General features: G+C 45.7%; 14 protein-coding genes. 1 reads left to right on the forward strand and 13 read right to left on the reverse strand.

Annotated features, from left to right (window positions below; translation table 11 throughout):
* Positions 1 to 458: 458 nt before the first annotated feature.
* The 11 genes from FHP88_RS12105 to FHP88_RS12155 form a co-directional block, all read right to left on the reverse strand.
* Positions 459 to 797 (reverse strand): AmpG family muropeptide MFS transporter, encoded by a 339-nt coding sequence (locus tag FHP88_RS12105; protein WP_144359343.1) that lies wholly within the window; start codon positions 795 to 797, stop codon positions 459 to 461.
* Positions 798 to 896: 99 nt separating this feature from the next.
* Positions 897 to 1,316 (reverse strand): c-type cytochrome, encoded by a 420-nt coding sequence (locus FHP88_RS12110; protein ID WP_260843278.1) that lies wholly within the window; start codon positions 1,314 to 1,316, stop codon positions 897 to 899.
* 69 nt (positions 1,317 to 1,385) lie between these two features.
* Positions 1,386 to 2,093 (reverse strand): TVP38/TMEM64 family protein, encoded by a 708-nt coding sequence (locus FHP88_RS12115; protein ID WP_260843279.1) that lies wholly within the window; start codon positions 2,091 to 2,093, stop codon positions 1,386 to 1,388.
* Complete coding sequence (locus tag FHP88_RS12120; RefSeq protein ID WP_144359345.1) at positions 2,093 to 2,446, reverse strand: heavy-metal-associated domain-containing protein; 354 nt, start codon at positions 2,444 to 2,446, stop codon at positions 2,093 to 2,095. Before FHP88_RS12120 ends, FHP88_RS12115 begins: the two co-directional genes overlap by 1 nt.
* A gap of 15 nt (positions 2,447 to 2,461) precedes the next feature.
* On the reverse strand, positions 2,462 to 2,683 hold the full coding sequence (locus FHP88_RS12125; RefSeq protein ID WP_144359346.1) for an SHOCT domain-containing protein: 222 nt from the start codon (positions 2,681 to 2,683) through the stop codon (positions 2,462 to 2,464).
* Positions 2,684 to 2,696: 13 nt separating this feature from the next.
* The gene (locus FHP88_RS12130; protein ID WP_144359347.1) at positions 2,697 to 5,186 is read right to left on the reverse strand and encodes a heavy metal translocating P-type ATPase; all 2,490 of its coding nucleotides are present in this window, start codon (positions 5,184 to 5,186) and stop codon (positions 2,697 to 2,699) included.
* Between the two features lie 33 nt (positions 5,187 to 5,219).
* Positions 5,220 to 5,636 carry a MerR family DNA-binding protein gene (locus FHP88_RS12135; protein ID WP_144359348.1) on the reverse strand — a complete coding sequence of 139 codons (417 nt, stop codon included), beginning with the start codon at positions 5,634 to 5,636 and terminating at the stop codon, positions 5,220 to 5,222.
* Positions 5,637 to 5,663: 27 nt separating this feature from the next.
* Positions 5,664 to 5,978, reverse strand: a complete 315-nt coding sequence (locus tag FHP88_RS12140) for a hypothetical protein (RefSeq protein ID WP_144359349.1) — start codon at positions 5,976 to 5,978, stop codon at positions 5,664 to 5,666.
* Positions 5,979 to 6,145: 167 nt separating this feature from the next.
* Entirely contained in the window at positions 6,146 to 6,844 is a 699-nt protein-coding gene (locus tag FHP88_RS12145; RefSeq protein WP_144359350.1) for a copper resistance protein B, read from the reverse strand.
* 12 nt (positions 6,845 to 6,856) lie between these two features.
* Entirely contained in the window at positions 6,857 to 8,845 is a 1,989-nt protein-coding gene (locus FHP88_RS12150) for a copper resistance system multicopper oxidase (RefSeq protein ID WP_144359351.1), read from the reverse strand.
* Positions 8,846 to 9,434: 589 nt separating this feature from the next.
* Positions 9,435 to 10,505 carry a YncE family protein gene (locus tag FHP88_RS12155; RefSeq protein WP_144359352.1) on the reverse strand — a complete coding sequence of 357 codons (1,071 nt, stop codon included), beginning with the start codon at positions 10,503 to 10,505 and terminating at the stop codon, positions 9,435 to 9,437.
* A 510-nt stretch (positions 10,506 to 11,015) separates the two neighbouring features.
* Here FHP88_RS12155 and FHP88_RS12160 point away from each other — a divergent pair.
* Positions 11,016 to 11,396 carry a sel1 repeat family protein gene (locus tag FHP88_RS12160; RefSeq protein ID WP_144359353.1) on the forward strand — a complete coding sequence of 127 codons (381 nt, stop codon included), beginning with the start codon at positions 11,016 to 11,018 and terminating at the stop codon, positions 11,394 to 11,396.
* Positions 11,397 to 11,702: 306 nt separating this feature from the next.
* On the opposite strand, the gene FHP88_RS12165 is transcribed toward FHP88_RS12160, so the two are convergent.
* Together FHP88_RS12165 and FHP88_RS12170 are read right to left on the reverse strand one after the other, a co-directional pair.
* Positions 11,703 to 13,163 (reverse strand): metal ABC transporter solute-binding protein, Zn/Mn family, encoded by a 1,461-nt coding sequence (locus FHP88_RS12165; protein WP_144359354.1) that lies wholly within the window; start codon positions 13,161 to 13,163, stop codon positions 11,703 to 11,705.
* 24 nt (positions 13,164 to 13,187) lie between these two features.
* Positions 13,188 to 13,538 carry a hypothetical protein gene (locus FHP88_RS12170; RefSeq protein ID WP_144359355.1) on the reverse strand — a complete coding sequence of 117 codons (351 nt, stop codon included), beginning with the start codon at positions 13,536 to 13,538 and terminating at the stop codon, positions 13,188 to 13,190.
* Positions 13,539 to 13,546 lie beyond the last annotated feature (8 nt).

Raw genomic sequence — 13,546 nt, forward strand, 5'->3', positions numbered from 1 at the left:
CGTTACTATTGATCATGAGGGTTACCTCTTTGTGTTTCGATTGAAAGTTCGCACTTCCATCAAAACTGGTAACCCTCTCTTTTTCAAGCGAAGTGTCAGATCAAGTCTGAACTACTACATATCACTAATGTTGAAAAGCAAAAACTCTATGTATTTCTAACCGAAAGTGGCAGTTTCATAGCCGTTAACTACACAGGCAAATGAGCCTGAGCTATCAAGCATTGGGTAGCATTAAATATCTTCGATTAACCCGATGGTGGTTATGATATCTTTATCGGCCATTCAGTAATTGCACACCATCGAATCTACCTTTTAGCATTACTTGCCATGCAATTTACGATGACCTGATTATTCCCTGCAATTATTCGAAATTACCGATCTTGTTTTACCGCCATTTGACGCTTACTACAAAACCAAACTGGATTGTGTATTTGGTTAACCATAAAGCCAGGTGAAGCTTATGCCTTTAAGGTACCGGTTTGTTGAATGGGTATCGGTTGATCTTCCGCTTCTTTGTCAGATGCTTCCTCATTCTTAGCTTTCGTACTACAACAAGAACGATTGCTCTCTTCAGCTTTATTGTCCCGGTTCATCATATACATCATCCCCACCATACCTATCGGACATATAACAGCAATTAGTGTTTCAAGTGATGGAGAGCTGATACCTAAAAAACCTATTGCAACAAAACCAATAATGGGTAGTGCACAACAGGCAACCATCATCCACATGTGATTAGAATGGGCATGTCCACCCCGTTTTTTATTATCAGTCTCTTGTTTATTGGAATTCATCATATAGGCTCATATATTTTTTGTGTTAGATTTCTATATTGCTACGAGCATGTGAATGTCAAGGTATTACTCACACACCTGAGGCCGTCATTTATTACACGTTCAATAAATTCCATTCTCTTTCTGTAACCAACGAATGAACGGAATTATTTTATCGACATCTTTTCTAGTTGCGCCTTCTACTTTCGGCATATCGCCAAACGTCCAATGATGCGCCCTGACGCCTTCGCGTGCCGCCCGGTAAAAGGCATCATCAGAATGATGGGTGGGTATATAGAAAGCGTGCAATAATGGGGGACCTTGCTCTGTCCCATCGCCCCATTTTCCATGACACCCTGAACACAAGGAACGAAATTTATTCATCCCTAAACCGTATTTAAAGGGCACACGAGGCGTCTTTAAATTAAGCTTCTCCTTGCTATTGCCCATCTGATGCCCCGCCATTCCGGCATTTTGTTGGGCATTTGCAGTAAAAGATAAAGCGAGCAATGACAAGATAAGAGTAAATAATAAGTTCCGCATCGATATTCTCATAATTATTTAGTTTCAATGTAATGTGGCGTTGTGTGTAATAGGTGTAAAAACCTTTAGTTAGGTGCGCTTTAAATAAGTCATAATGGCTATGGGGAGAATAGTAACGCTCCCCACAATCAACAAAACTATCATCGCATCATTCAGATTGGCAGCAGCCATTTCCCCACCAAAATGCGTGAGCAGAAAACTTGCTGGAACAAGACCCATAACTGTCGCCAGTATAAAGCGCCATGTCTTAATTCGAGTCAATCCTGCGCCATAGCTGACTAAATCAAAGGATAAAAAGGGTATCAATCGAGAAACAAAAACCAATCCCATCAGAATGTTTTGTGAGCCTAGCCAACCCAACATGATCTTTTTTCCAAATACCCTGATGAGTAATTCCTGGCCCACTGATCGGGCGATCAAGAATGCGCCTACCGCCCCAATAGTAGCGCCAGCTACAACATAAAGCGTACCCCAGCTGTGGCCATATACAGCACCTGCTGCTAAGGCAATTGGCGCACTGGGAATAGGATTGATAATAACCGCAATGGCCATTATGGCTATAATTATCACTGGGCCAACATACCCCAGATCATTTACCCATGACTTTAGTTTGTCCGCATCTGTAATAAGCGAAAGTACTCCGCGTTCTTGTAGAAAATAATAGATTGCTACGAGTGCCAGCACAAACAGCATCAGCAAGCCAATTCGTATAGGCAAGGCGTTACTGTGGGAATTCAGCTTATCCAAACGAGCATTTATAATAGATTTATCAGTCACTATTTTGGCGACTTATTGCAACAGGCCGGAGGTGGTGCCTTAGCGTTCTCACGTGCATTGGTATCGGAATATTGGTAGATACCACCTTTAAATCGCGTCCACCAGTTATCTGCCGGCGGAAAACCCATTGCAGTTAATACCTCAACTATCTCCTGATAGTTCACCTGGCTGGCATCGTACAGAACCCATAGTTTCTGAGCATTGACTTCTACTGCAATTTCATTAACACCGGGCAACTCATTAATCACCTTTTCTACTTCGTAGTTATTCTTGATACTGCTTAGTGCGGGAACCCTAATGCGCCGAAGAACCTCCCAAGTGCCAGTAGGCTTCAATGTATGTTTAAGTTTCATCGTATCTTCCTTACGCTAGCTATTTAAATCTTTGCGCATCCGCTCAAATTCTTCTCGATCAATCTCTCCTTTTGCATAACGCTCCTTCAGAATCTCCTCTGCGGATTTCGGTTCTTTATCCTGACTACTGCTATTGCCCAGAAATGTTTTAACCATAAAAACAATGGCTATAATGACGACAACCCAAAATAACCACATAAAGCCCCATCCAAAACCAAACATGTGTCCATCGTACATTTCAGCCTCCACATTAAACACGGATTCGTTTAAGTCTTAATGCATTACTGATCACCGACACTGAGCTAAAGCTCATGGCCGCCGCCGCAATCATTGGCGAGAGTAACAACCCAAATACGGGGTACAAAACACCCGCTGCAACCGGCACACCCAATGCATTGTAGATAAAGGCAAAGAATAGGTTCTGGCGAATATTGCGCATTGTTCCCCTACTTAACCGCCTGGCCTGCACAATACCGCGAAGGTCACCCTTTACCAGGGTTATTCCTGCACTCTCCATCGCCACATCCGTACCCGTACCCATTGCAATACCGACATGCGATTGCGCTAAAGCAGGTGCATCATTAATACCATCACCGGCCATCGCCACAATGTGTCCCTCTGCCTGTAGCTTTTTAACAATTTCTGCTTTTTGATCAGGTAAAACTTCTGCCTCAACTTGATCAATTCCAAGTTTCCCAGCTACTGCCATCGCGGTAGTCCGATTGTCACCGGTTAGCATGACTACCCTTACACCCTCGTCATGCAAATCCTGAATAGCTTGAGCAGTGGATGCCTTGATAGGATCGGCTACACCAATGATTCCAGCAGCCTTGTCGTCAATGGCCACAAACATAACCGTCTGCCCATTGCCACGACCGATTTCCGCCATGTCGGGTAAATTTCCCGGATCAATTGATAGCTCGTCAAACAACTTAATATTCCCAAGCGCTACCTTGTGCCCTTTTATTGAGCCGGTCACACCTTTTCCAGTGATGGAGGCAAATTGATCGGTCGAGGACAATAGAATCCCCTGCTCTTCTGCACCACGGACAATGGCCTCCGCCAGTGGGTGTTCACTGGCCCTCTCCAGGCTGGCAGCAAAGCGCAGGACGTCACCTTCCCTAAAACCCGGTGCAGTCTGTACTGAGATCAACTTTGGCCTTCCCTCGGTCAGGGTGCCCGTCTTGTCAACAACCAGTGTGTCGACCTTCTCCATGATCTCCAGTGCTTCGGCATTCTTAATCAGCACACCCAGAGTCGCCCCCTTACCAGTACCCACCATGATGGACACCGGGGTTGCAAGACCCAGTGCGCAGGGACAAGCAATAATGAGTACAGCAACGGCATTTATAATGGCGTGTGCCAGGCGTGGTTCCGGTCCATAGAAGCCCCATACGATCAGCGTGATTACAGCAATTATTACGACGACGGGCACAAAATAACCGGCGACAATGTCCGCCAGTTTTTGAATAGGTGCCCGCGAACGCTGCGCTTCGCTGACCATGCGCACGATCTGGGCAAGCAAGGTATCGCTACCCACTTTTTCTGCACGCATCAGCAAGCTACCTGTCCCGTTTACCGTTGCGCCGATCAGAGATTCGCCTTTCATTTTTTCAATTGGAATCGGCTCACCGGTGACCATTGACTCATCCACCGCACTGTTGCCATCAATGACCACACCATCCACGGGTACCTTATCCCCAGGCCGTACGCGCAAGATGTCACCCGGCATTATGGATTCCATGGGCACATCCATCTCCGTGCCGTCTGGATAAACGATGCGCGCGGTATTGGGTGCCAAACCCAGGAGTAATTTTATCGCCTCATTGGTACGACTACGTGCTCTGAGTTCCAACACCTGACCGAGTAACACCAGGGCCGTAATCACCGCTGCGGCCTCAAAGTAGACTGGCACTGTCCCACCTTCGTGGAGCATGTTGGGTGGAAAGAGACCAGGAAACAATAAAGCAATGACGCTGTAAATCCAGGCCACAGCCACACCCAACCCTATCAGGGTAAACATGTTCAGATTCCAACTCACCACTGATTGCCATCCGCGCACGAAAAATGGCCAACCACCCCACAGCACGACCGGTGTTGCGAGTAAAAACTCAATCCACTGAACGGTTTTCATGGAAAGGCCATCCGGCAGCCAAGCAGGTATAAGATCTGCCACCATAGCCAACAGAAAGACTGGAAAGGCCAGTACAGCGCTCACCCAGAAGCGCCAGCTCATATAGTCCAGTTCTTCGTTGCGTTCTTCCACGTCGATAGTGCGAGGGTCCAAAGCCATGCCGCATTTAGGGCAACTGCCTGGATGATCCTGAATGATCTCCGGGTGCATCGGGCAGGTATATTCAGTGCGTGTTGCGGCCACGGGTTCACCCATAGGTTCAAGTGCCATGCCGCACTTTGGACATGGCCCCGGCTTGTCAGACTGAACTTCAGGATGCATTGGACAGGTATAGGTAGCGCCGCTTATAGGCTGTTTAACGCTGTCATTAGCGGCATGCTTGCCATGACATTTTTCACCCTGTTGATGCTCTTCCTCTATATGCGATTCACTGTCACTTAAATAGTGAGCAGGATCAGCGGTAAATTTCTTTAAGCAGTGTTCACTGCAGAAGTAATAATCCGCACCTTCATGATGGGTTTGATGGTCACTTTTTTCCGAAACCGTCATGCCGCAGACCAGATCGATATCTGCTGGTGAACCAGGATGCTTTGTGGGATGTGTCATCATAGTCTCCTGGCGATCTCTTTTAAGTGTAGATCAAGTGTCATCAGTTTCGATTGTTTCAATGAGATGGCAGATACTCGAACCTGTAGGCTCGCCATTGGGCATCAGTTTCCATAGCTCTAATGCCTCCTCCATACGGGCTTGCAGCTTCAGCATCTCTTCAATCTTGATGCGATTTTCCATAATCCGATGTTGGATAATCTCTCTTACATCATCACAAGGTGATTCACCCACAGCTGCATGTTGTAAAATCTGCTTGATCTCGTTTAAGGTAAACCCAAGATGTTTAGCCATGCGTATAAATCGAATGTGGATTACTTCTTGCGCAGCAAAAAGACGATAGCCATTATCTTGCTGATCGGCAGGTAAGATCAGACCAATGCGTATGTAATAACGCACCACGTGGGGAGGTGTATCACTCTGGATTGCCAGTTCATTAACGGTCAGCATCGCTCTGTCCTCCTGCCGATCTATCGGTTATTTCTTCTGCAATTCAACCAACTGCTGCAATAACTTTTCCATGTTGGCCATATGCGCCTCCATCTTTGTCATATGGGCTTGCATCATGGCATGCCGCTCTTCCATCATTTTCATCATAGGCATGTCTTTCATGTTGCCACCCATCATGGGCATTTGCCCATTGGCCATTGGCATTTGTCCATTTGCCATTGGCATGGAGGACGACGATGCTTTTGCCTCCGCCTCTTCAGGATGATGCCCAGAGTCAGCCATTACTGGAACTGAAACTGTTGCAACTAAAAGCGCCATGGACAAAGTTTTCGTCATATTCATTTTCACTACCTCGTTAACAATAGAGTATTGTTGAAATCTGTTTCTCTGCTTTAAATGTACAACCTATGTGTTACGCATAGGTCAAGTATTATTCTTTCTTGGTTTGTCGGTAATAGTTCCTCCATTTAGAGTCCAGCGCACAAAAGTGAAATGTCCTCAATGAAATATCAGAACCAGATTCGAATACCGGCAACAAGCTGTACATCACTGGCATCTTCACCTTCAGCTTTAGCATAATCAGCTGTCTGGCCAAATTTCCTCGTCCAGTTCACACCGATATACGGTGCAATCTCTCGTCGAATCTCATAACGTAATCGCAGACCTAACTCCATATCAGAAAGGCCCGAGCCAATACCTACTTCTGCATCATTTTGGCTATAGAGATTCACCGCTACTTCGGGTGATAAAATGAGCTTTTGCGTAAGCATATATTCATATTCCGCATCCACCCGAGCATTTACTTGCCCTGATTCACCAATAAACAATCCTGCATCAACCTCAAATTGATACGGGGCCAGACCTTTGAATCCAAGTGCCAGGTAGTCACGTGTTGGCTTGGGTTTAATATCGTGCCGCCATCCGACTTGGAAGTCCCAAAAAGGAGCAACGGCACGGCTATAGAGAAATTGCAGTTCTGCTTCTTCTGTATTTCCGTTGACTCGCTCCACATCCGTTTTAATCCAGAGTTTGTTGAGGTCATAGCCAATCCAGGCATCTGCCTCCAGAACCAGTGCATTGGGACCATTAGCGTTTCTGAGTTCCAATTTGTCGACCATCACTTTGTAAAGCAGCGGGTCATCTTCCCCACCGGCTAACGCCGCTGAAGAGAGACCGGCAAACATCATTACAGCTACTATGCTTTTCATTTTATTGATTCCTCAACTTACGATGACGGTGCGGAACATGCCCAACATGTGATAAAGAAGATGGCAGTGATATGCCCAGCCACCTTCCGCATCGACGGTCACGCGATAACTGATACGCGAGCCAGGTTGCACAATCACCGTATGTTTACGGGGCAAGTAATTATTGTCTCCGGTCTCCAGATCGCTCCACATACCATGAAGATGCATCGGATGATTCATCATAGTGTCATTCACAAATGTGATGCGTAGGCGTTCTCCAAGTTTCCAGCGCAACGGTTCGGCATCACTGTGCTTTACCCCATTGATAGACCACATATAGCGGCCCATATTTCCCGTCAGGTGAAGTTCCAGCTCGCGATCAGGTTCACGATGATCATAAGTGGTGCGCAAGTTGCGTAGATCGGAATAAGTTAAAACACGCCGCCCGTTATTTCGTAGACCGACGCCGGGATCATCAAGACGGTACTGTGGTCCTTCTGACCGCATATCGACATGGGGGCCATATTCAGTCGAGGCATGACTCACAGGCCCCGCAGCAAAATCAGAGAGGTTGGGTTTAAGTGGCTGTGTTCCCATCTGACCACCCCCCGTCATCTGATGCTGACCTTGCCCCATACCAGGCATCATGCTGCCGTCGGGCATCTGGTGTTGACTGTGATCCATCCCGGTCATCATCCCAGCAGCCGGCATCTGCTGCTCTTCGTGTTTCATCCCAGGCATCATTTGCCCACTGCCCATCTGATGTTGGCTGTGATCCATGCCGGGCATCATTGTTCCCGCAGGCATTTGATGCTGAGTGCCGTTCATGCTTGCCATATCATGCTCAGCACCCATCATGTTCATATTCATACCCATGTCACCATGTCCCAGGTTGGGTACGGGGTCTATCTCAGGAACATCAGCTGTCAGTGAGGTATCTGGCGTCAGGGTTCCCCGGGCAAATCCCGAACGGGCAATATCCTGAGCAAAGATGGTGTAGGCCCTATCATCCTTCGGTTCGACAATCACGTCATAGGTTTCAGCCACGCCCATACGAAATTCATCAACTGAGACCGGTTCGATATTTTGACCATCTGCCGCGACCACCGTCATTTTCAAGCCGGGAATACGGACATCAAAAAAGGTCATGGCCGACCCGTTAATAAAGCGAAGACGCACTTTTTCGCCTTTATTAAACAGTCCGATCCAGCCATCAGTCGGCGTCTGTCCATTGGTCAGAAAGGTATAGGTATGCCCCGTCACATCAGAAAGATCACGTTGGCTCATGCGCATCTGGTTCCACATCTTTCGATCGCTCCAGGTGGCAGCCAGACCCTTCTCATTAAGGTCTTTCATCAACTCTTTGTGTGTACGCTCATTAAAGTTGTAATAGTGACTAAGCTTCTTCAGTTTGGCGTATACCGCGTTTGGATCTTCATCCGTCCAGTCAGAAAGCAGCACCACATAGTCACGATCATAGGTGAAAGGATCGGGTACTTTTGGATCAATGATGATAGAGCCATATAGGCCTGTCTGTTCCTGAAAACCGGAGTGGCTGTGGTACCAGTAGGTGCCACTTTGTGTGACGGGAAATTGATAGGTGAAGGTCTCACCTGGTTTTATTCCAGTAAAGCCATTTGCAATACCGGGAACACCATCCATAGCACTCGGTAAAATAATGCCATGCCAATGGATGGAGCTGGTCTCTGGTAACAGATTGGTCACTCGCAATGTAACCCTATCGCCTTCACGCCAACGCAAGATTGGTGCTGGCAAAGAACCATTGACGGTTGTGCCAATTCTAGGTGTACCGGTAAAGTTGATGGCCTGTTGGCCAATGGTCAAATTGAAATCTGTGCCACGTAGAGTTTGTGGCCCTTGCTGTTTCAGCGCGGTAGCCAGCACAGTACTGGAACCCAATCCCAGGCCTGCGAAGGCACCTCCCATAGCCAATCCTTGTACAAATCGGCGGCGCGTCAGCGTGACGCCCCCCTTATATTGGGGGTCATTATTATCAAACATGAAGCATACTTCCTCTGCAAATCGGCGACATAGGTAAAACCGCCAACAACTATTGAACGAGTGAGTCTCGTCAGATAATTCCTGAGTATTCAGGAGTTACGATAGAGGAATCAGGATTTGGGCGGCCGAAAAAGAGAGGCCGTAGGCTGGCTTATAAAGCTTCGGCCCACTTGAAGCAGTAAGGGTTTTGATATGTAGTTTGTAGAAAAGATTGATGTCTGAGTTATTACCAGTGCGCAAGACGCACAATGTCCCGATGAGCAATTATGATTTGTGCTGCTAGTGTCAGTACTATATTCGCCAGAATTTTGGGTTAGCTGGCCATCCTCAATACCCTTATCACTCTGCAAATCCACTAACTGATGCGCATGCCCCATTGATTGGGACGACGAGGACATTTCCTCCACAGCACCTAGCACTGGGGATAGACTCAGAAGCAGTGTCAACAGAATCGCTAGAAGCTTTTTAGATAGAAAGCACATACAGGACTACAGTACGGTTCATAATTCTTACTCAATGGTGTCTGTTTGGTCGCATCTTAGTGAAATAGTTCAACTTCCACATGAACATTCACCAAGACTTAGATATTTTACCGGCTAACAACACCCATTTCGTGCCCTTCTCCACGTATCGTGATTTCACCCAGTACAGTTAGGGTTTGCTGATCAAGCACCCAAATCTTGGGGGATTTTCGACTTGAGACATAGACCTTTCCAGTACCCCGGACTGTTGTGATGTGATATGGCGCTGGGGATAATGTAAGCGACTTCATCTCACCACTCGCCAAATTGTAGGCAACCACCTTGTCATCTTTCTTACTAGACGCATAAAGCAGTCGGCCGTCATCCGACAGGTCTACCCCATGGGGGTCAGCTCCAACGGTAAAAAGAGTTTTTACCGCTGCACTATCAATATCAACTTGAGACACAGTACCACTTGATGGGTTGGCGGCGTATAGCAGGCGCTCATCTGGAGAAAGCACTAAATGCTCTGGCGTTTTTCCCGCAGGCAAATTCCGAAGTACGGTCCAGCTCTGGGTGTCTATTTCACTTATATTTCCATCACCTGCATTGCTTACGTAAATACGACTACCATCCCGCTTAGATACAATATAATTCGGTGTAACCCCGGTAGGTAATTCCTTGAGCAATTGTTTGCCTGGAATATCGACTACACTAATACTTCCTCGCCCTGGGTGAGTAAATATCGCAAAGCGACCATCAGGAGTAATCAAAGCATGATGTATGGCTCCTGGTACATCGATTTGGCGTAACAGTTGTTGAGTTTTTACATCTATTAGATAGGCAGTGCCTACCATTTCAGCTTGGCTACTCTTCTCTGGGCCCGGTTTACTTTGGTTACTGTGGTGGGCGGCATGATCCTCTTCTGACATTTCCTGCGGTTTAGGTGGAGCAGCCCCTTTGGGGCGTTCCAGTAAACTCCCAGCTAGTAGTAATTCTCCATCCATTGATACAGCTAACCCGTGACTGGCATTAATACCAGGTATCTCTGATATGACCTTATTGGTATCGGCATTGATCACGGCAATTGCATTAGCGCTACCTAGGGGAACATAGACTTCGGTGCCAGCGAAAAGGGTCAAAGGTAATAGCGTCAATAAGCCTAGGCAATAGACTTTTACACATTTTTTGTTATGCATTAACAATCTCCAGTAAAATAGTATTGGTTTTTCATCCAGTGTCGATCCATGTATAGGAGCGAAGGTAAAAACAGGAGGCTCAATCATCGTCTAAGCAACGTTATGACAAATCCAACGAGTGCAATTGCCACAATGACCCAGACGATTAAGCCAGCCCAGCTTGCCCCAGGATGGAACGGAATCCAGCCAGCTGAATAAAACCCTTCGTGCATCATCGCACTGCCCTCATTAAGATCTTGGTTTGCTATGTGCAAGTGCCGAGCCAAAAATACGAAATCGTATTATGTGATTGATTTCATTGGGATAGCTAATAGAGCAGAGGAAGCGGCAGCGGGAGTGTTCAGTTTCAATGATCAAAACATTAGATTATTTAACGAAACGTTAAACTAATGATACGTGAAGTTCGATATTATTATTAGCGAATGTTATTCAAATACAAGATTCTTTGCTTCTATACAAAACCCCATAATGCTGAAATAATAGCGCCTAATATTCAGAAGGTCGGTATATATGCGAGTACAAAACACATTACTATTGTTATTAGTTTCTTCACTTTCAAACCCATCATTCGCTGGATTTGACGAAGGAATTAAAGCCTATGACCAAGGTAACAAGCCACTTGCTTTTCAAGAATATAAAGGTGCTGCTAGAGAAGGAGATGTGCGCGCTTATGGAAAGATTGCAGGCATGTATCTTTACGGTGCTGGCGTAGAGAGAGATTACTTAGAAGCCTATGTTTGGTTTGGCCTAGCTTCACTGACTGGAGATAATAACGCTGAACGCTTTCAGAAAGCGGCTTCGTCCGCTATGACACTTGGGCAAGTAGAAAGGGCAGAGGCCATACTGAAAGAGCGTGCAAACGAACTAGGACTGCTCAATAAGATGGAGTAGTTCAGGCGGGCTGTTGAAAAACTGCCCGCTTTTCTCTGACTAGCAAATCATCTAATGCGCTTACCGCTCAGCTACCTTTGAAGGGAATTCAAAGCAACACTTGTAATTCTAATTTCCAATATAAGCGGATAAATCCTCAACGCTACTACCCACTTAAAGTTTTGCGTCAATGCCGTCAGATGGAATTGGATTGTCGAATTCGACATTTATCGATTGATGATGATACATCAATATTAATGACAACAGATCACTCGCTGGGGTGCAAGGTGTCTTAAAGTATTCCGAACCACAGTAATTCGGTGCTCACTATTTCTGTGGCAAATATTTCCTGATACCTTCTACCATCTGCTGTGCAGAGATTCCATGTGCGAACTTGGTGATAAACTCCCCATCAGGTGCCATCAGAAAAACACTAGAAGAGTGATCCATGGTGTAAAGATTAGGATCACCTCCTTCAGGCAATACTTTCTCATACTTGACTTTGAATTGCTCCGCCACACGCCCAATCATAGCTACCGTACCCGTTAGGCCAACAAGATCCTTGTTAAAGTACTCCACATAATTGCTCATGACTTTTGCATTGTCGCGTTCTGGATCTATGGTGATAAAATACGGTTTGAGGAAGGTCGCTTTATCGCCTAGCATATCCAAGGCTAAAGACATTACCTGCAATGATGTTGGACAGATGTCTGGGCAAAAGGTATAGCCAAAATAAATCAGCTGATATTTTCCTTGCAAATCTTTTTCAGTGACCAAGTTACCTTTGTGGTCAATGAGCATGAATTTACCACCAATACTAAGTGCTGCCGGTATATCTTGATTCTTAGTAATGATTTTTTCAGATTTCCCACTATATTGAAGACATTGTTTTATTGTATCCGTATTATCTTTCATTAATTCAAAATAAAGGTCAGGCCCAGGATTTAACTTTGTTCCGAAACTATCGAGTTGGCCGATATTTATACTAATACCTTCCGTTAATAATGGCAGCTCTGGCATGGGCATCCCATACTCTGTTAGCAGGCAAGTATAATATCCCTCTTTGAGCTTAACCCGGCTTAGCAGTAACTTGCTGGCCTGAATAGGGGTTTCTGGTGACTGAGTCATCACTTCCCTAATTTTAAGTGCATAAGCCTGCTCAAAATATTGGAGTGTATCATAGTAGGTCATTCCAATTCCGCTTTTCAGTCCCCGGTATCCATACTCAAGCTGCCTATCCAGTTCAGCTACTCTGGCGAGTACTTTTCCGCGGTTTCTACGATAAAGATGAGCTCTTCCTGCATCGACTTCCATTAGTATTTTGGCGAGTTCATCAACCAAAATTAGGGTATTACGGCTATCCATCCATATGTAAGGATCACGCGATAATGCTTTCTCATCCTTGGTCCAACGTGAAGGTAAAACCTTTATCTGAATATTATCAAGTAAAGTGAAAACCTGAACACCCGCCTTCCTTGCAACTTCTACAGGTTCTATCATAAATCGTTCCAGCTCTGGTCCAATCCAGATAATCACATCGGCTGCTGAAATATCAGCATTTTGCTTTTCACTTAGGAAATATCCGAATGGTATAGCATCACTATTAACAAGTAGTTCAGGCCCCTCTGTTCCGTCCATCAGTCCGGCAAGAATCGAATGGATCGGCTTGATGGTAGTAATTACTCGAAATGAGTTTTCCGCATAGATAAGAGGACTATTCAGCATGAAGATCATGCTTGCCAGTACGGCAAGATAATGAAGTGGGAAATAACTAATTCTCGTATTCAAGCCATCAAACCTTATGTTACATTTTTATTTTTGTTGGTACTTGAAAGCCCTATCCAGGGCAATGATAGCTTGATCAACGTCTATGCTAAGCCGATCTTCAGCAGGACAACTAGACTTCTGCTCGATGAATTTGAGAAATGCAGTATTTGTCTCCGTATCAAATGCCTCACCAAACTGGCGGATTTTTGGAAGCGCTGCTACCAGCGCCTTTTTCATTCGCTGAGTCTCGTTCAGATAGCGACAATTTAGTGCAATGCCATTTAGATCACCCATTTTTTTTATCACGCTGTACTGCTGCTCTGTGATCGATTCTGCATTCACTGTAAAAGTAAAAAGTAATGCCAGCAAACATGATTTATGCCATTTATATCGCATTCCGTGAT

The sequence above is a fragment of the Sedimenticola selenatireducens genome, from assembly GCF_007625115.1.
Classification (GTDB): Bacteria; Pseudomonadota; Gammaproteobacteria; order Chromatiales; family Chromatiaceae; genus Sedimenticola; species Sedimenticola selenatireducens_A.

What these genes read in the sequence shown, in the direction of transcription:
- FHP88_RS12150 (WP_144359351.1), bottom strand. Translation starts at nt 8,845, where the DNA reads ATGTTTGATAATAATGACCCCCAATATAAGGGGGGCGTCACGCTGACG.
- FHP88_RS12135 (WP_144359348.1), bottom strand. Translation starts at nt 5,636, where the DNA reads ATGCTGACCGTTAATGAACTGGCAATCCAGAGTGATACACCTCCCCAC.
- FHP88_RS12170 (WP_144359355.1), bottom strand. Translation starts at nt 13,538, where the DNA reads ATGCGATATAAATGGCATAAATCATGTTTGCTGGCATTACTTTTTACT.
- FHP88_RS12125 (WP_144359346.1), bottom strand. Translation starts at nt 2,683, where the DNA reads ATGTACGATGGACACATGTTTGGTTTTGGATGGGGCTTTATGTGGTTA.
- FHP88_RS12140 (WP_144359349.1), bottom strand. Translation starts at nt 5,978, where the DNA reads ATGAATATGACGAAAACTTTGTCCATGGCGCTTTTAGTTGCAACAGTT.
- FHP88_RS12120 (WP_144359345.1), bottom strand. Translation starts at nt 2,446, where the DNA reads ATGAAACTTAAACATACATTGAAGCCTACTGGCACTTGGGAGGTTCTT.
- FHP88_RS12110 (WP_260843278.1), bottom strand. Translation starts at nt 1,316, where the DNA reads ATGCGGAACTTATTATTTACTCTTATCTTGTCATTGCTCGCTTTATCT.
- FHP88_RS12105 (WP_144359343.1), bottom strand. Translation starts at nt 797, where the DNA reads ATGATGAATTCCAATAAACAAGAGACTGATAATAAAAAACGGGGTGGA.
- FHP88_RS12130 (WP_144359347.1), bottom strand. Translation starts at nt 5,186, where the DNA reads ATGACACATCCCACAAAGCATCCTGGTTCACCAGCAGATATCGATCTG.
- FHP88_RS12145 (WP_144359350.1), bottom strand. Translation starts at nt 6,844, where the DNA reads ATGAAAAGCATAGTAGCTGTAATGATGTTTGCCGGTCTCTCTTCAGCG.
- FHP88_RS12160 (WP_144359353.1), top strand. Translation starts at nt 11,016, where the DNA reads ATGCGAGTACAAAACACATTACTATTGTTATTAGTTTCTTCACTTTCA.
- FHP88_RS12155 (WP_144359352.1), bottom strand. Translation starts at nt 10,505, where the DNA reads ATGCATAACAAAAAATGTGTAAAAGTCTATTGCCTAGGCTTATTGACG.